16 protein-coding genes are annotated in these 16987 nt (G+C 35.1%); 14 read left to right on the top strand and 2 right to left on the bottom strand.

Annotated elements, in window-relative coordinates; translation table 11 throughout:
- The first annotated feature begins 68 nt into the window (after positions 1–68).
- From AC0OM3_RS18195 to calY, 6 genes are all read left to right on the top strand, one after another.
- Positions 69–296, top strand: coding sequence for a hypothetical protein (locus AC0OM3_RS18195; protein WP_000251856.1), 228 nt, complete (start codon positions 69–71; stop codon positions 294–296).
- Between the two features lie 151 nt (positions 297–447).
- Entirely contained in the window at positions 448–1734 is a 1287-nt protein-coding gene (locus tag AC0OM3_RS18190) for a D-alanyl-D-alanine carboxypeptidase family protein (protein WP_061883906.1), read from the top strand.
- A gap of 190 nt (positions 1735–1924) precedes the next feature.
- Entirely contained in the window at positions 1925–2494 is a 570-nt protein-coding gene (gene sipW, locus AC0OM3_RS18185; protein ID WP_474212571.1) for a signal peptidase I SipW, read from the top strand.
- A gap of 60 nt (positions 2495–2554) precedes the next feature.
- Positions 2555–3142 (top strand): CalY family protein, encoded by a 588-nt coding sequence (locus AC0OM3_RS18180; protein ID WP_000172854.1) that lies wholly within the window; start codon positions 2555–2557, stop codon positions 3140–3142.
- A 134-nt stretch (positions 3143–3276) separates the two neighbouring features.
- A complete protein-coding gene (locus tag AC0OM3_RS18175; RefSeq protein ID WP_474212570.1) occupies positions 3277–4101 on the top strand; it encodes a DUF4047 domain-containing protein in 825 nt (274 codons plus the stop codon).
- A gap of 386 nt (positions 4102–4487) precedes the next feature.
- Entirely contained in the window at positions 4488–5081 is a 594-nt protein-coding gene (calY, locus tag AC0OM3_RS18170; protein ID WP_000053710.1) for a biofilm matrix protein CalY, read from the top strand.
- A gap of 74 nt (positions 5082–5155) precedes the next feature.
- Here calY and AC0OM3_RS18165 read toward each other — a convergent pair whose 3' ends face one another.
- A complete protein-coding gene (locus AC0OM3_RS18165) occupies positions 5156–5479 on the bottom strand; it encodes a helix-turn-helix domain-containing protein (protein WP_000578885.1) in 324 nt (107 codons plus the stop codon).
- Positions 5480–5558: 79 nt separating this feature from the next.
- The gene (locus AC0OM3_RS18160) at positions 5559–5693 is read right to left on the bottom strand and encodes an anti-repressor SinI family protein (RefSeq protein ID WP_000276219.1); all 135 of its coding nucleotides are present in this window, start codon (positions 5691–5693) and stop codon (positions 5559–5561) included.
- Positions 5694–6035: 342 nt separating this feature from the next.
- Between AC0OM3_RS18160 and inhA1 the strand changes: the two genes are divergently transcribed.
- From inhA1 to AC0OM3_RS18120, 8 genes are all read left to right on the top strand, one after another.
- Complete coding sequence (gene inhA1, locus AC0OM3_RS18155) at positions 6036–8426, top strand: M6 family metalloprotease immune inhibitor InhA1 (RefSeq protein WP_046945123.1); 2391 nt, start codon at positions 6036–6038, stop codon at positions 8424–8426.
- A gap of 171 nt (positions 8427–8597) precedes the next feature.
- A complete protein-coding gene (locus AC0OM3_RS18150; RefSeq protein ID WP_000028374.1) occupies positions 8598–9965 on the top strand; it encodes an aldehyde dehydrogenase in 1368 nt (455 codons plus the stop codon).
- A 239-nt stretch (positions 9966–10204) separates the two neighbouring features.
- A complete protein-coding gene (gene potA, locus AC0OM3_RS18145; protein ID WP_000720333.1) occupies positions 10205–11188 on the top strand; it encodes a spermidine/putrescine ABC transporter ATP-binding protein PotA in 984 nt (327 codons plus the stop codon).
- Entirely contained in the window at positions 11185–12033 is an 849-nt protein-coding gene (gene potB, locus AC0OM3_RS18140) for a spermidine/putrescine ABC transporter permease PotB (protein WP_000715490.1), read from the top strand. The genes potA and potB overlap by 4 nt, the downstream gene beginning before the upstream one ends.
- Before the next feature lie 6 nt (positions 12034–12039).
- Positions 12040–12840, top strand: coding sequence for a spermidine/putrescine ABC transporter permease PotC (potC, locus tag AC0OM3_RS18135; protein ID WP_000714192.1), 801 nt, complete (start codon positions 12040–12042; stop codon positions 12838–12840).
- 38 nt (positions 12841–12878) lie between these two features.
- The gene (potD, locus tag AC0OM3_RS18130) at positions 12879–13928 is read left to right on the top strand and encodes a spermidine/putrescine ABC transporter substrate-binding protein PotD (RefSeq protein WP_000772487.1); all 1050 of its coding nucleotides are present in this window, start codon (positions 12879–12881) and stop codon (positions 13926–13928) included.
- An 86-nt stretch (positions 13929–14014) separates the two neighbouring features.
- Entirely contained in the window at positions 14015–14632 is a 618-nt protein-coding gene (locus AC0OM3_RS18125) for a phosphatase PAP2 family protein (RefSeq protein WP_474212606.1), read from the top strand.
- Between the two features lie 110 nt (positions 14633–14742).
- A complete protein-coding gene (locus tag AC0OM3_RS18120; RefSeq protein WP_046945122.1) occupies positions 14743–16935 on the top strand; it encodes an MMPL family transporter in 2193 nt (730 codons plus the stop codon).
- Positions 16936–16987: the final 52 nt, after the last annotated feature.

Genomic DNA, 16987 nt, shown 5'->3' with positions numbered 1-16987 from the left:
TCCGATTGGTGAGGGTTGATGAAAGTTTCACTTTATAAATATTCAGAAGTAGAGGGAGAAAAGTTGTAATGGTAAGAAAAACGTTCAAGATGCGCGTGTCTAAAAATAGAACGATTTCGATTAATGGATCGATTCTTGATGTGGATGTTACACATGATGAATTTTTACAAGAGTTTGTTGAGTGGGTTGATTCTAAAGGTTGGTCGTTTATGGGAATAACAGATGAGATTACGCCCGAGGAAGCTAGTCAAAAGTTAATAGATTCGTTGATTGATGAGAAGGATAAGAAAGAGTAATTCCTTCTTATTTTTATTGTATATTTATGTTCTTTATCGTAAAAGTATGATATAGTAAAAAATAGTGAAAATTCTTCCAATATAATACAAATTACATATGATTGGTAGATTTATTATTTTGTTAAGGAGTAAATGGAAAAGGGAGAGTCATATGGTAAATTTTAAGAAAATTTTGGTTTTTATTACAGTTATTTGTTCGTTTTTTTTGACACCTATGACATTGCGTGCTGAGACGAATATTGGAGTAAATCCAGAACAAGTTGCACCACCACCTGCGGAAGGACCGAATGTTTTTAGTCAGTTTGCAACGACAATTGATGCAAAAACAGGAGATGTTTTGTATGACAAAAACGCATATCACCGCGCATTTCCTGCTAGTACGACGAAGGTGTTAACAGCGATTTTACTCATGGAGCATACAAAGCCAGAGGATCAATTTACATTTTCACAATTAGCATTAGATCAAGAGAAGAGTAATTATCAAATTGAGTTTCAACCTGGAGAGACAATTAATAGAAATACTGCGCTTATGATTTTAATGGTGCTGAGTGCGAATGATGTGTCGTATGCGATTGCGGAGCGGATTGGCGGGAGTGTTGAGAATTTCGCTAATATGATGAATGAGAAAGCGAAGCAATTGGGGGCGAAAGATAGCCACTTTGTAACACCGAATGGATTGCATGATCCGAACCATTATACGACGCCGTATGATATGGCTATGATTACGAAGGGTGTGCAAAAGTATCCTGAAATTTTACAAGCGATGAATACGAAAAGAACGACAGTTACGACGTCTAGGCAGACGGTGTCTATTTTTAATAAATCTAATTTTTTTGAAAATCCATATAGCATTGGCGGTAAGACAGGGTTTACGAATGAAGCACGTAATACACTTGTTTTATTAAATGAGAAAGATGGAAATCGTATTATAAGCGTAGTAATGGCTTCTCAAAGACCTGAAATTTATGAAGATTTGAAGCAGATGGCGGAATATTCTTTCGGTCAATTTACGAAGCAAATGGTGCTTGATAAACATAATTGGCATCAAAAAACAACATATTTAAATAAAAATGTTAATTCTGAGTTGGAACAAAGTGCGGAGCTTATGCTTAAGAAAGATGAAGGGAAAAATGTGAAAACTATTTTCCGGGCGGCTTCATTAGATAAAGAATCTTTATATCATAAAGGAATACATCGTGGTGAGGTAGTTGGTGCAGTTGATATTACGAAAAATAATCAAACAATTGCGACGGTAAATGTTCTTTCAACAGAAGATGTCACTTTTACGATGCCTAAAAAAGATACAACTATGCCTGAAGTAAAAGACTCAAATGTGAAAGTAATAAGTGTTGGGATAGGTGCGATTGTATTATTTGGAGCAATTTTATATGTAGTGTTGCGCCGAAATACAAAAGGAATGAAATCAGAAGGTAAATAAATTACTAATAAAAAGACTGTGTAAAATTTTGGCATAGTCTTTTTTCTATACTTAAAATAACTAATAATTGTAAATTTTCTTATTGCAATAACTTAAAGTTCGTTATATCATTTACTTGTGTTCTTGTTAAAGAACAAAGTGGATATTGCATACTTCAAATAATATAAAACAACGGAGAGGGAGAGAGACGATGAAATTAATATGGAAGATAATTAGCAACGCGATCTCATTTGTTTTATTTGCATTGATGGTTTTTTTAGCTTTTGTAGTTATTTCTTCAAAAGCAAGCGGTGGTGATCCGACAGTGATGGGATATCAATTTAAGAGCGTTCTTTCAGGATCAATGGAGCCGACGTTTTTAACAGGATCAATCATTGCAATAGAACCAAACAAAGATGGTTCTAAATATCAAAAAGGTGATGTTATTACCTTTAAAGAGAAAGATCAAAAAATTATCACTCACCGTATTATCGGTGTGAAAGATACAAATGGAAAAGTAATGTATGAAACAAAAGGGGATAACAACAACGGACCAGATTTAGAGCCAGTACTTGCAGAAAATGTAGTTGGAAAGTATGCAGATATTACAGTTCCGTATGTTGGTTATTTACTGAATTATGCGAATACAAAAGCGGGAGCAGCATTACTTCTTATTATTCCAGGAGTCTTTTTACTTGGTTATTCCGCGATTTCTATTTTTGGTGCTATTCGTAGCATTGACGGAGAAAAGAAAGATAAAAAAGTAGAACAATCCGTCTAGTTCGTTTGGTTATACTTTCCGTTTAGGAAGTTAACAAATATATATTAAGGGGATATGGACATGACTTTAAAGAAAAAATTAGGAATGGGTATTACATCAGCGGTATTAGGAGCAGCTTTAGTTGGTGGAGGAACATTTGCATTTTTCAGTGATAAAGAAGTGTCAAACAATACATTTGCGGCTGGAACACTGGATTTAGCATTAAATCCATCAACGGTTGTTAACGTATCGAATTTAAAACCTGGGGATACAATTGAAAAAGAATTTAAACTAGAAAATAAAGGCTCTTTAAATATTAAAAAGGTTCTACTGAAAACAGATTATAATGTAGAAGATGTAAAGAAAGATAATAAAGATGATTTTGGTAAACATATTAAAGTAACATTCTTAAAAAATGTAGATAAACATGAGACAATTGTGAAACAAACTACTTTAGATAAATTAAAAGGTGACACACTTACAGCTGTAGATAATGATTTATCGGCTTGGTTCTGGGATGAAAAAGGTATTTCAGCAGGTAAATCCGATAAATTCAAAGTGAAATTTGAGTTCGTTGATAATGGAAAAGATCAAAATCAATTCCAAGGTGATAAGTTACAATTAAATTGGACGTTTGATGCACAACAAACAGCAGGTGAAGAAAGATAATAATAAAAAGGGCTATCACATGGATAGCCCTTTTTCTATTTTTCTAGTATTTGTCTATCAATTTTAATAGTTCTTTACTATAATATAGGTAATGTTCTGTATAAAGAACGTAACGTTCGATGGGAGAGATTAAGATGCTGAAAAGACCGCGTAATTTTAAAAAGATGCTTATATTGCCGTGTATGTGTTCTATTACGTTTTATTTAGGATCTCAAATTATGACGCATACAGAAGCGGCGTTCATTCATGAAACGAAAGTAGAAGCGACGCTTTCTACAGCAATTATATTTCCGAAAACAGTTAATACGTTAAAAGAGCAATCTGAAAAACATAAACAGTTTATTGAGCGTGAGTATGGAACGATGAAGGGGAAATCGAAAGCAACTTCTATTGAAGAAATAAAACAGGCGATTTCTGTATGGCAACAAGGGCGTGAGAAAATTGTTGCTGAGAAGGAAGCCCTGCAAAATGTATATACTGAAATAGAAGCTCCTTACAATCAAATACAAGAAGAATTAAAGGTAAATAAAGATGAGTCGATGCAGCAAGTGTCCATATATGTAAATGAAGGCTTCCGCAGTATCAAAGAGAAGCGTGACTATATTGAGAAAGAAATTAGCTTGAAAGCTATTGATGAGCAAATCCAGGCTCTTCAGCAACAATTAAACGTTGCAATTGAAGCGGAAGGACAAAAGAAAGCCGAAGAACAAAAGAAAATAGAAGAACAAAAGAAAATAGAAGAACAAAAGAAAGTAGAAGAACAAAAGAAAGTAGAGGAACAAAAGAAAGTAGAAGAACAAAAGAAAGTAGAAGAACAGAAGAAAGTAGAAGAGAAAAAGAAAGTGGAAGAACAGAAAAAAGTAGAAGAGCAAAAGAAATTGGAAGAACAGAAAAAAGTAGAAGAGCAAAAGAAAGTGGAAGAACAGAAAAAGCTAGAAGAGCAGAAGAAAGCGGAGTAACTGCTTTAGTGAAACAGCCAGAAAATAAGAATGTGGTGTAAGAGAGAGCGAACGAATAAGCAAGACTAGTAATATTTATACGAGTGTGAGGGAACGTTAGCCCTCACCTCTTTGTTTTTCTTTTTTCTTATAGTATTAAATGATTTGAGTGTGAAAAAAGTTATAAATTATCATTATTTTTTTCTGAAAAGTCTAAATAATATTGAGAAATAAAAATAACTGAAAATATTAATAAATATGTGTTGTGTTTATATAGGTTTGTTCGTTATAATGAACATAAGGTTTTTAAAAAAGAACACATATTGGCTAAGCTAATATAGTTTTCTTTACATCTCTTATTGAAAAATAAGTGATAAAAATATAAAAAAAGCTAGGGGGAATTGATTGTGAGTCTGAAAAAGAAATTAGGTATGGGAGTTGCATCAGCAGCATTGGGGTTAGCTTTAATTGGTGGAGGAACATTTGCATTCTTTAGTGATAAAGAAGTATCAAACAATACATTTGCAGCTGGGACGTTAGACCTTACATTAAACCCTAAGACGCTTGTAGATATTAAAGATTTAAAACCAGGGGATTCTGTTAAGAAAGAGTTCTTATTACAAAACAGCGGTTCGTTAACTATTAAAGACGTTAAATTAGCAACAAAGTATACTGTTAAAGATGCAAAAGGTGATAATGCAGGTGAAGACTTTGGTAAGCACGTTAAAGTAAAATTCCTTTGGAACTGGGACAAACAAAGTGAGCCTGTATACGAAACAACTTTAGCAGACTTACAAAAAGCTGATCCAGATCTTTTAGCTAAAGATATCTTCGCTCCTGAGTGGGGAGAAAAAGGTGGATTAGAAGCTGGTACAGAGGATTATCTATGGGTACAATTTGAATTTGTAGATGATGGAAAAGACCAAAATATCTTCCAAGGTGATACATTGAATTTAGAATGGACATTCAATGCTAACCAAGAAGCTGGGGAAGAAAGATAATAAAAAAGGCGGGTATCCCCCGCTTTTTTTTATAAAGAAAAAGAAGTGCTGGTTGTAAGCACTTCTTTCTATTATTATTTTTGATTTTGCTTCCACTTTGTAAATTCAAGAAATTCACGAAATTGTTCTTTGGAGACACCAGAGTTCATTGCATCTTTAACGAGTTGTGTCCATTCGGAGTCTAGGTTAGTTTCCTTTGTTGTTTCATCATGAAGTAAAGTATCAACTGGAATTTGTAGAACTGCTGCGATCTTTTCAAGAAACTGAATGGAAGGGTTTTTTTGTAAATTTCGTTCTATAGAACTAATGTAAGATTTAGCAACGCCAGCTTTTTCGGCAAGTTCAGTTAATGAAATACCTTTTTGTAAACGAAGGCGTTTTATACGTTCTCCAATCATATTTGCGCACCTTTCTATCAATATGTAGTTGTCTTATGATGTCATTATTATAACATAAACTTCGTTAAAAAGAACAAACCTATTGAGCCTGACTGGATGGCTTCATACGTTGGAAAAATTGCTCGATGTCTTGCATGGCGATACCAGCATCTAGAGCTTCAAGTATTAAATCAATCCATTCTTGATCCAGTGCGTCTGTCTTATCTTTGTACAAATGTAATTCCTCCCTAATTATCGGTCATAATTGCTGCTACAGAATACATGATAATGCAATCGGATTTTGTGTTTTATATAGTGAATTATCAAATATTGTGTAGATGAAACAAAGATAAAATCCCCATTAAACTCCCTCTATGGAAATTATAAATTGTTCGATAAAAACTTTCAATATTTTCAGAAAACATTGTTGAATTGTGATATATTCGTATGCTAACTATGAAATTTTTACAAATATATTAAAAATATTACATAATATTACTAAATATTGAAAAAATATTGAATTTTTAATAAAATTCAATTTGTAATACATATTATTTATTAGGGGAGGAAATATGGGATGAACAAGAAACCGTTCAAAGTTTTGTCATCAATCGCTTTAACAGCTGTATTAGGCCTTTCATTCGGAGCTGGCACTCAATCTGCATATGCTGAAACGCCTGCGAATAAAACAGCTACGAGCCCAGTTGATGATCACTTAATTCCGGAAGAACGTTTAGCAGATGCGCTAAAAAAACGTGGGGTAATTGATTCGTCAGCTTCAGAGAAAGAAACAAAGAAAGCTGTCGAAAAGTATGTAGAGAACAAAAAGGGTGAAAATCCTGGGAAAGAAGTACCGAATGGGGATCAACTTACGAAAGAAGCATCTGACTTTTTAAAGAAAGTGAAAGATGCGAAAGCAGACACGAAAGAAAAATTAGATAACCCTGCAACAGGAACACCTGCAGCGACAGGACCAGTTAAAGGCGGATTAAATGGTAAAGTACCAACATCTCCAGCAAAGCAAAAAGCGTATAACGGTGATGTGCGTAAAGATAAAGTACTCGTTTTACTTGTAGAGTACGCTGACTTTAAACATAACAATATTGATAAAGAGCCTGGCTATATGTATTCGGAAGACTTTAATAAAGAACACTATGAAAAAATGTTATTCGGTGACGAGCCATTCACGTTAGATGATGGAAGTAAAATTGAAACATTTAAACAATATTATGAAGAGCAATCTGGTGGTAGTTACACTGTAGATGGAACAGTTACAAAATGGTTAACAGTTCCTGGTAAAGCTGCTGATTACGGTGCGGATGCTGCTAGCGGTGGTCATGATAATAAAGGACCAAAAGGACCACGTGATTTAGTAAAAGATGCATTAAAAGCAGCTGTAGATAGCGGTCTTGATCTATCAGAGTTTGATCAATTTGATCAATATGATGTAAATGGTGATGGAAATAAAAATCAACCAGACGGTTTAATTGATCACTTAATGATTATTCATGCAGGTGTTGGACAAGAAGCAGGTGGTGGTAAGTTAGGTGATGATGCAATTTGGTCACATCGCTGGACAGTTGGACCAAAACCATTTGCAATTGAAGGTACACAAGCGAAAGTTCCATATTGGGGTGGAAAGATGGCAGCGTTCGACTACACAATTGAACCAGAAGATGGGGCTGTTGGTGTATTCGCACATGAATATGGTCATGATTTAGGTTTACCAGATGAGTATGATACACAATATAGCGGAGATGGTGAACCAGTTCAAGCTTGGTCTATTATGAGTGGCGGAAGCTGGGCAGGTAAAATTGCTGGAACGACGCCAACAAGTTTCTCACCACAAAATAAAGAGTTTTTCCAAAAAACAATCGGTGGTAATTGGGCAAATATCGTAGAAGTAGATTATGAGAAATTAAATAAAGGTATCGGCCTAGCAACATATTTAGACCAAAGTGTTACGAAATCTAACCGTCCGGGTATGATTCGTGTTAACTTACCAGATAAAGATATAAAAACAATTGAGCCGGCATTCGGAAAACAGTATTACTACAGCACAAAAGGTGATGATCTTCATACGAAGATGGAAACACCGCTGTTCGATTTAACAAATGCAACGACTGCACAATTTGACTTCAAATCATTATATGAAATTGAAGCAGAGTATGACTTCCTTGAAGTACACGCTGTAACAGAAGATGGTCAACAAACGTTAATTGAAAGACTTGGTGAGAAAGCTAATAGTGGAAATGCAGATTCGACAAATGGCAAATGGATTGACAAATCATATGATTTAAGCCAATTCAAAGGTAAGAAAGTAAAATTAACATTTGATTACATTACTGATGGTGGTTTAGCATTAAATGGTTTCCTACTTGATAATGCTTCATTAACAGTAGATGGTAACGTAGTATTCTCTGATGATGCAGAAGGTACATCACAATTCAAATTAGATGGTTTTGCTGTTTCTAACGGAACAGAGAAGAAGAGCCATAACTATTATGTTGAGTGGAGAAACTATGCTGGTTCAGATAACGCGTTAAAATTTGCTCGTGGTCCAGAGTATAACAGTGGTATGGTCGTATGGTATGCAGATTCAGCTTACACAGATAACTGGGTAGGTGTACATCCAGGACACGGATTCCTAGGTGTAGTTGATTCTCATCCAGAAGCAATTGTAGGAACTTTAAATGGTAAACCGACAGTGGAAAGTAGTACACGATTCCAAATCGCTGATGCGGCGTTCTCATTCGATAAAACGCCAGCTTGGAAAGTTGTATCTCCAACGCGTGGAACGTATACGTATGATGGTTTAGCGGGTGTACCGAAGTTTGATGATTCTAAAACGTATATTAATCAACAGATTCCAGATGCAGGACGTATTTTACCGAAGCTTGGTCTGAAGTTTGAAGTAGTAGGACAAGCTGATGATAATTCTGCAGGTGCTGTTCGTTTATATCGTTAATACTGTGAAACTACCGAGAGATTTTCTTTTGGTAGTTTTTTTGTGAGCAATGAATTTTATATAGCTGAAAAAGTCATATATAATGTAACTTTAAGAATAGAAATTTGTTATATATGAAGTCTATATAAATAATGAAAGAATTGGATAAAAATAGTGGGAGAAGGTGAGTGAATGAGTATTTCCTCTATTGTAAGTAGGCAAAAGGAATATTTTTTAAAAGGTCATACGAGAAGCATTGAAATGAGAAAGAATAATTTAAAGAAGCTTTATGAAGGCATTCAGCATTTTGAAGAAGAAATATTTCAGGCATTGAAATTAGATTTAAATAAGTCAGTTCACGAGTCGTTTACAACGGAAGTTGGATATGTATTAAAAGAAATTTCCTTTCAATTGAAACATATGTCATCGTGGAGTAAACCGAAGCGAGTTCGAACAGCACTGACTCATTTTGGATCAAAAGGAAAAGTAGTGCCAGAACCGTATGGTGTGACGCTTATTATTGCACCGTGGAACTATCCTTTTCAATTAGCAATTGCACCACTTGTAGGAGCATTGGCAGCTGGAAATACAATCGTTTTAAAGCCGTCAGAGTTAACGCCAAGCGTTTCAAAAGTGCTTAAGAGAATGCTAGATGAATTATTTCCAGAAGAGCTTGTAGCGGTAGTAGAAGGTGGCGTTGAAGAGAGTACATCTTTGCTGAAGGAACCGTTTGATTATATTTTCTTTACTGGTAGTGTTAGCGTTGGAAAAGTTGTAATGGAAGCAGCAGCGAAACAGTTGACGCCGCTCACTTTAGAACTTGGCGGGAAAAGTCCTTGTATTGTACATAAAGATGCAAAGATAGAGATGACAGCAAGAAGAATTGTTTGGGGTAAGTTTTTAAATGCAGGGCAGACGTGTGTAGCGCCTGATTATATGTACGTGCATTCTTCCGTGAAAGAAAAGCTAATTGAGGCACTGCGACATGAAATTACAGAGCAGTATAGTAAAGAACCTTTGAAAAATGAAAATTATGTGCGTATTGTAAGTGAGCGTCATTTTGAACGATTATGTGGATTTTTACAAGATGGTCAAGTCGTAATTGGTGGAAACTATGAGAAAGATACATTACATATTGAACCGACAGTGCTAGCGGATATTACATGGCAAGATGCTGTTATGGAAGATGAAATTTTTGGTCCGATTTTACCAATCATAGAGTACGACAATATAGAAGATGTAATTGGCACAATCCAGCAACATCCGAAGCCGTTAGCGTTATATGTATTTTCTGAAGATAAAGAAGTACAAAAGAAAGTGACGAGTAATATTTCATATGGTGGAGGCTGTATTAATGATGTTGTCTATCATCTTGCCACGCCATATTTACCTTTTGGGGGTGTTGGAAGTAGTGGATTAGGGGGTTATCATGGGAAAGAAAGTTTTCGGACTTTTTCACATTATAAAAGCATTTTAGCCCAATCTACAGCATTCGACATGAAAATTCGTTACTCTTCTACAAAAAGTGCTTTAAAATTCATACGAAAGTTGTTAAAATGATGATGGTGTTTATCAGTAGGCGTAGCCGTATGATAAAAGCCCCTTCGCAATGGAAGGGGTTTTTCTGTTCGACGTTATGTATCATGCGAAAATGAATCAAACATACTACATAAAGAATAGAAACGAACGCTTGCTAAATAACCATTTTTGTTTGGATCGAAACAAAAAATAGTCTATAGAACATAAATATTTATTCATGAATATAAAAATTTAAAATTTAAGGTAGATAGGACGGGAAAATGAAAAAGATTATTAAAGTTGAAGCAGTTGAAAAACATTTTGGAAATCAAGTGATTATCCCACCTCTTTCTTTAGATATTAAAGAGGGAGAGTTTTTAACAATTTTAGGGCCGAGTGGCTGCGGGAAAACGACTTTACTTCGTATGATCGCAGGATTTGAAACTCCAACTAAAGGGAATCTTTTATTAGATGATGAAAGAATTAACGATTTGCCGCCATATAAACGTCATATGAACCTAGTGTTCCAACATTACGCACTATTCCCACATATGACAGTAGAGAAGAATATTTGTTTTGGTATGAAAATGCAGAAAGTATCAGCAGCAGAGCAGAAAGAGCGTGCTGAAGAGGCAATGCGTTTAACGCAGTTACTTGAGTTCCGTAATCGTAAACCTGCGAAGCTTTCTGGTGGACAACAGCAGCGTGTTGCAATTGCAAGAGCGATTGTAAATAATCCGCGTGTATTACTATTAGATGAGCCACTTGGAGCGCTTGACTTTAAGTTACGAAAAGACTTGCAACGTGAATTGAAAAACTTACAACGTAATTTAGGAATTACGTTCATATACGTAACGCACGATCAAGAAGAAGCAATGAGCATGAGCGATCGTATCGTCGTTATGAATAAAGGACATATCGAACAAATCGGAACACCGAAAGAAATTTATAATAAGCCAAAAACATTGTTCGTTGCGACATTCATCGGTGAAAATAATATTGTGAAAAACGGGGAAGGCTATGTAGCAATTCGCCCTGAAAATGTAAAAGTACGTTCGGTTGAAGAACCAATTTTAAAAGAATACCATCTTGGACATATTGAAGATATTGAGTTTGTCGGAAATATGGAGAAGCTTTATGTACGTGATGAGAAAACATCAGAATTACTAATGGCATATCAAACTGCTGAAGAGGCAGCGCAGTGGAGCATTGGAGATAATGTATATGTAGGCTGGGAGCAAGAGGACGAGGTGACCTTAAATTGAAAAAAGGGAAATTACTCGCACTACCTACAGTCGCGTGGCTGTTAATTTTCTTCCTAATCCCGCTCATATTCGTATTAGGATTCGCCTTCATGCAGCGCGGAGCTTACGGGACAGTAGAAATGCAATTTACGCTGGAGAATATATCCCGTGTGTTTGACCCATTGTACTTAGGAACGTTATGGGAAACTGTTAAAATCGCAGTTATTACGACAGTAATATGTTTATTAATTGGTTATCCGTTTGCTTATACAATTACAATTGTTGACCGCAAATACCGCTCTATTCTTTTATTATTGGCAACGATCCCGTTTTGGATTAACTTTCTTGTTCGTTCATACGCATGGATTGTTATTTTACGTTCACAAGGTCTTGTGAATACGTTGTTATTAAAGCTTGGCATTATTAGTGAACCGTTAAATTTATTATATAATACTCCTTCTGTAATACTCGGAATGGTCTATTCTTTATTACCATTTATGATTTTACCAGTGTATGCAGCAATTGAGCAGCTGGATAAGCGTAAGCTAGAAGCGGCTTATGATTTAGGAGCAACACCAATAAAGGCATTTTGGAATATAACAGTGCCGATGACGATGTCAGGAATTGCGACTGGTTCTATTTTAGTATTCGTTTCTTCTATCGGAATGTTTGTTGTATCAGACGTGATGGGCGGATCGAAAGTAGCATTAATCGGAAACGTTATTCAAAACCAATTCTTAGGTGCACGTGACTGGCCGTTTGGATCTGCGTTATCGATTATCGTTGTTCTATTCTCTGTTCTGTTAATTTACTTATATTATCGTGCAACGAAAGTATATAAATATAATGAGAATGGAGGGGAATAGGCAAAGATGAAGAAGTTTTTAGTTTCTTATTCTTGGTTAATTTTGTTATTCTTGTATTTTCCAATGATGGTTTTAATGGTCTATTCTTTCAACGACTCTCGCATTAATGCGGAGTGGGAAGGTTTTACATTCCATTGGTATACAGATTTATTTCAAAAACAAGATGTTATTGATGCATTTGTAAATAGTATTACGATTGCAGTTATAACAACGATTGTGACAACGGTACTTGGTGTATTCTTTGCAATTGCTTTACATCGTTATAAATATCGTTTCGAAGGGGCTATTAATGGCCTTGTATATTTACCAATTTTAATTCCGGATATTTTAATGGGATTATCTTTACTAATTCTTTTCAGTCAGTTAGGAATGGAACTTGGACAAACAACGATTATTATTGCACATATTACATTTAGTATTTCGTTTGTTGTTGTTATTTTAGCTGCGCGTCTTTCAAGTATGGGACGTGACTTAGAAGAAGCTGCAAATGATTTAGGAGCAACCCCCTGGCAAACGTTTCGTTATGTAACGTTCCCAGCAATTGCACCGGGAGTTATTTCAGCAGCATTATTAACATTCACATTATCAATTGATGATTTTGTAATTAGTTTCTTCGTATCAGGACCAGGATCAACAACATTGCCACTATACATTTACAGTATGGTTAAGCGCGGAGTATCACCAGAAATTAATGCTCTTTCTACAATTTTAATTGTTGCTATCGTAGGATTAATGGTTCTATCTGAAATCTTCCGGAACAAAGGTGCAGATGGTGAAGAAAACTCTGGAGGACACCTTCCTTTATAATACGAACGATATAGAAAGTACAAGGGGGTAATAAATCGATGAAATTAATGAAAAGAATAGCTGGCGCAGCAATTAGCTTTAGCCTTGTTGCTGGTGTGCTTGCTGGTTGTGGTGAAAAGAAAGAAGAATTAAATATTTATAGCTGGGCTGACAATTTTGATGAGCAAGTGCTAAAAGATTTTGAAAAAAAGTATAATGTGAAAATTAACTATGACAAGTACGCAAGTAATGAAGAAATGCTTGCAAAATTACAAGCTGGTGGTGCAAAGTATGACTTAATCCAGCCGTCTGATTACATGGTTAAAACAATGGCGAAAATGGACTTATTAGCGCCGTTAGATAAAAAGAATATCCCAAATATCGAAAACATGGTTTCTAATTTCAAAACACCTGCGTTTGATCCAGAGAATAAATATTCTTTAGTGTACACTTGGGGTGTAACAGGGATTGCATACAATAAAAAGTATGTGAAAGAAGCACCTACAAGCTGGGCTGACTTATGGAATGAGAAATATAAAGGACGTGTAACGTTACTAAACGATTCTCGTGAAGTGTTAGGAATGGGTCTTAAGAAGCACGGGTTCTCAAACAGTACGAAAGACGATGCACAATTAAAGACAGCAGCAGATGATTTAAAGAAGCTGCTTCCAAACTTATTAGCATTTGATACAGATAACATTAAACAAAAATTCATTACAGAAGATGCTTGGATTGGAACAGTTTGGTCTGGAGATGCAGCATTTATCGCAAAAGATAATAAAGATGTAGAATATGTTGTACCAAAAGAAGGCGGCACAATTTGGGCTGATACGTTAGCAATTCCAAAAGGTGCAAAACATAAAGAGCTTGCTGAGAAATTTATGAACTACTTACTAGATGAAAAAGTAAGTGTGAAAAACTACGAGTCAATTGGTTACAGTAATCCAAATGAAAAAGCTCATCCTCTTCATAGTAAAGAATACCGTGATAATCACATGATCTTCTTAACGAAAGAAGAGTTAGATCGTACAGAATGGCTTGTTGATGTGGACGATAAGTTAAAAGATTATGATCGTTACTGGACAGAGCTAAAAACAAAAGGTAAATAAGTAAGGAAATGCGGTTTCTAAAGTAGAAATCGCATTTTTTCATAGTAGGAGGAAATCGTTTGAAGAAGTTACATCAGTATGAGGTAATGTGTATCGGTTTGTTATTTGCTGTATTTGGTATTGTTGCTTGGCGCGTACATGCAGGTGGCGTTACAGTGATGGATACATATGTCCGTGGATTAGTAAGAGGGCTGCAAACGGAAAGTTCTCTTACATTTTTCTCGTACTTTACAAAATTGGGATCAGCAATTGGGATAGTCACTACGCTCGTTATAAGTTTGCTTGTTTTTTGGAAGAAGCGTTATTATGCTGCGATGATTGTATATCCAATGGGAATTTTAATAACACATCTTGTGAATAAAGGGATAAAAGAGATTGTAAAGAGAGAACGTCCGTCATTAAATGAAGCGCTAGATGCACTTGGATATAGTTTTCCTAGTGGACATGCAATGCTATCGATTATGACATTTGGATTTCTTACTTATATCATTGCTGCTAATTTGAAAAGCGTAGCTGGGAAATGTGTCACAATAATTTTGATGGGTATAGTAATTCTATCGATTGGATTAAGTAGAGTCATTTTAAATGTACATTACCCAACTGATATTTTAGCTGGTTACTGCGTAGGTGGTATTTTGTTAATTATCGCGATTTACTACCATCGTTTACTTACTGAGAGATTAGGGCTTAATAAAGAGAGATAGAAAGACGTCTGGAAAAACTATCATTATAGTTTTTCCAGACGTTTTTTGTTTATATCAAGATGTGATACAGTATAAGTGACAATTGAATCATTTAAAGTAGGTGAAAATGTGTGAAGACAAATGTACATAAAGTTGATAAGTGGGGGAAGTTAGGAGCCTTTTTGTATCAGTCTCGTTATACAGTAATTGTAGCGCTACTGTTGCTCGCAATCGCACTTGGGATTTTTGCTCCAAAGCTACCGGGAGTATTAGGTGGCGATGGCTTCCAAACGGAAGGCGACTATCAAAAAACAAAAGAAATTTTAGATAAAGATTTTAAGAAGTCTCAAGATACGCTTCTGCTCGTTTTTGAGAAAAATAAAGATGTTTCGCATGAGGAATTTAAAAAACGAATAGATGAAATTGTAAAGAATGTTCAAGAGAAAGAGAACTATGAATCTTTCCATCACCCAATCCAAAATAAAGAAATGCTACAAGATGACATCGGTTATGCGACAATTTTATTTTCCGGGAAAACAAATAAAGAAAGAATGGAAAAGACATTACAATTTGCTGATGAGATTGAGAAAGAAAGTAATGTAGCATTAAAATTAACACCTACAGGATTTCCGAAAATTAATCAAGAGATTAATGAAAGAACGCAAAATGATTTAAAAGTAGCAGAAATGATTGGATTACCAATTGCGTTTCTTGTATTACTATTTTCGTTTGGGAGTCTTTTGGCATCAATTTTACCGATTTTGAATGGGGCGCTTAGTGTTATTAGTACGATGGGGATATTGTATTTCATCGGTGTTGATAAAGAACTATCTATTTTCGTGTTAAACGTTGCACCGATGATTGGACTTGCATTATCTATTGATTTTGCGCTATTATTTGTGAACCGTTTTCGAGAGGAAGTTGCTAAACGAACGGTAAAAGAAGCGATAGCAATTACATATCAAACGGCAGGACGTGCGATTGTATTTTCAGGATTATGTGTATTTGTTGGGTTATCCGGTTTGTTTTTCTTTAAGATAGATTATATTCAATCTGTAGCGATTAGCGGAATGATTGTTGTCATTATGAGCATTTTATTCTCACTCACACTTCTTCCAGCACTATTATCGTTAATAGGTAAAAGAATATTAAAAAAGAATCAAGTAGCACATACGCCGGCAAAAGCATGGCGTAAATTTGCACAATTTGTGATGAAACATCCAATTGCAATGATTATTGTTGTTACAACATTTATTGTTATTTGCTTATTACCGTTACGTACAGCTAATTTGCAGTTCCCTGGTGTTGAAGCTTTACCTGAAAAGAGTGATACAAGAATTGCATATGAAAAGTATGAAGAAGCATTTAATGAAACTGTCAAAACACACGCTGATGTTACGTTAGTTGTAGAGACGAAAAAAGATATGAAAGAAAAAGAAAGTCTACAAAAGATAGAAGAAGTCGTTCAAAAGTTAAAAGATGATAAGAAAGTACATGAAGTAAGAAGTTTATACGACGGGTTAACTGGAATGAAAGTAGATCAAGTTGTTGGAATATTACAGTCGCCAGAATCAGCGAAACTAACTCCTGTATTTGAAGCATACACGCAAGGGAATAAGACGACGATAGAAATCTTTTTGAAAACAAAACCACGTACAGAGACTGCAAAACAGTGGGTGCGTGACTTTAAAAAGAACTATAAAGAAACGGATGTTACTTATTATCTAGGCGGAATGACGACATTTCAACAAGAATTAGAAGATGAAATTAAAGATAAAGTAGTAATTGGTATGTCTGTTATATTTGGATCGACCTTTGTTATATTATTATTTGCATTCCGATCTATACTCATTCCAATTAAGGCAATTGTTATGAATATACTTAGTTTAAGTGCAACTATTGGAATTGTTGTTTGGTTATTTGAAGGTGGTCATTTCGGTTTAGAAACGAGTCCGGTTCTGTTTGTCTTACCAATCTTCATTTTTGGCCTCGTATTTGGGCTTAGTATGGATTATGAAGTATTTCTTATTTCACGTATTCATGAGCTCTATGAAGAAACAGGAGATAACGATCAAGCAACGTTAGAAGGGCTCGTTTCAACAAGTAGAATCATTACATCAGCTGCTTTAATAATGATTGTTGTAACTGGTGCATTCGCATTTACTGATATTTTACCAGTAAAGCAGATGGGTCTTGGCGTTGCGTTAGCAATATTTCTTGATGCAACAATTATTCGTCTTATGCTCGTACCAAGCTTAATGAAGTTATTTGGAGACTGGAACTGGTGGTTACCATTTCGAAAAAAACGAGAAAAATCATTGTAAAAAATGCTCATCATATTGATGAGCATTTTTTATGAATAGCAAAGCCTACATT

The organism is Bacillus sp. FAU20, assembly GCF_056033865.1.
Note: the sequence above shows the minus strand (reverse complement) of the source record. Positions and strands in the feature narration are given on the sequence as shown.

Excerpts from the sequence above, each read along its gene's own strand:
- AC0OM3_RS18190 (WP_061883906.1), top strand. The coding sequence starts at position 448 with ATGGTAAATTTTAAGAAAATTTTGGTTTTTATTACAGTTATTTGTTCG.
- AC0OM3_RS18175 (WP_474212570.1), top strand. The coding sequence starts at position 3,277 with ATGCTGAAAAGACCGCGTAATTTTAAAAAGATGCTTATATTGCCGTGT.
- AC0OM3_RS18195 (WP_000251856.1), top strand. The coding sequence starts at position 69 with ATGGTAAGAAAAACGTTCAAGATGCGCGTGTCTAAAAATAGAACGATT.
- inhA1 (WP_046945123.1), top strand. The coding sequence starts at position 6,036 with ATGAACAAGAAACCGTTCAAAGTTTTGTCATCAATCGCTTTAACAGCT.
- potA (WP_000720333.1), top strand. The coding sequence starts at position 10,205 with ATGAAAAAGATTATTAAAGTTGAAGCAGTTGAAAAACATTTTGGAAAT.
- sipW (WP_474212571.1), top strand. The coding sequence starts at position 1,925 with ATGAAATTAATATGGAAGATAATTAGCAACGCGATCTCATTTGTTTTA.
- AC0OM3_RS18165 (WP_000578885.1), bottom strand. The coding sequence starts at position 5,479 with ATGATTGGAGAACGTATAAAACGCCTTCGTTTACAAAAAGGTATTTCA.
- potC (WP_000714192.1), top strand. The coding sequence starts at position 12,040 with ATGAAGAAGTTTTTAGTTTCTTATTCTTGGTTAATTTTGTTATTCTTG.
- potD (WP_000772487.1), top strand. The coding sequence starts at position 12,879 with ATGAAATTAATGAAAAGAATAGCTGGCGCAGCAATTAGCTTTAGCCTT.
- AC0OM3_RS18180 (WP_000172854.1), top strand. The coding sequence starts at position 2,555 with ATGACTTTAAAGAAAAAATTAGGAATGGGTATTACATCAGCGGTATTA.
- AC0OM3_RS18150 (WP_000028374.1), top strand. The coding sequence starts at position 8,598 with ATGAGTATTTCCTCTATTGTAAGTAGGCAAAAGGAATATTTTTTAAAA.
- AC0OM3_RS18125 (WP_474212606.1), top strand. The coding sequence starts at position 14,015 with ATGTGTATCGGTTTGTTATTTGCTGTATTTGGTATTGTTGCTTGGCGC.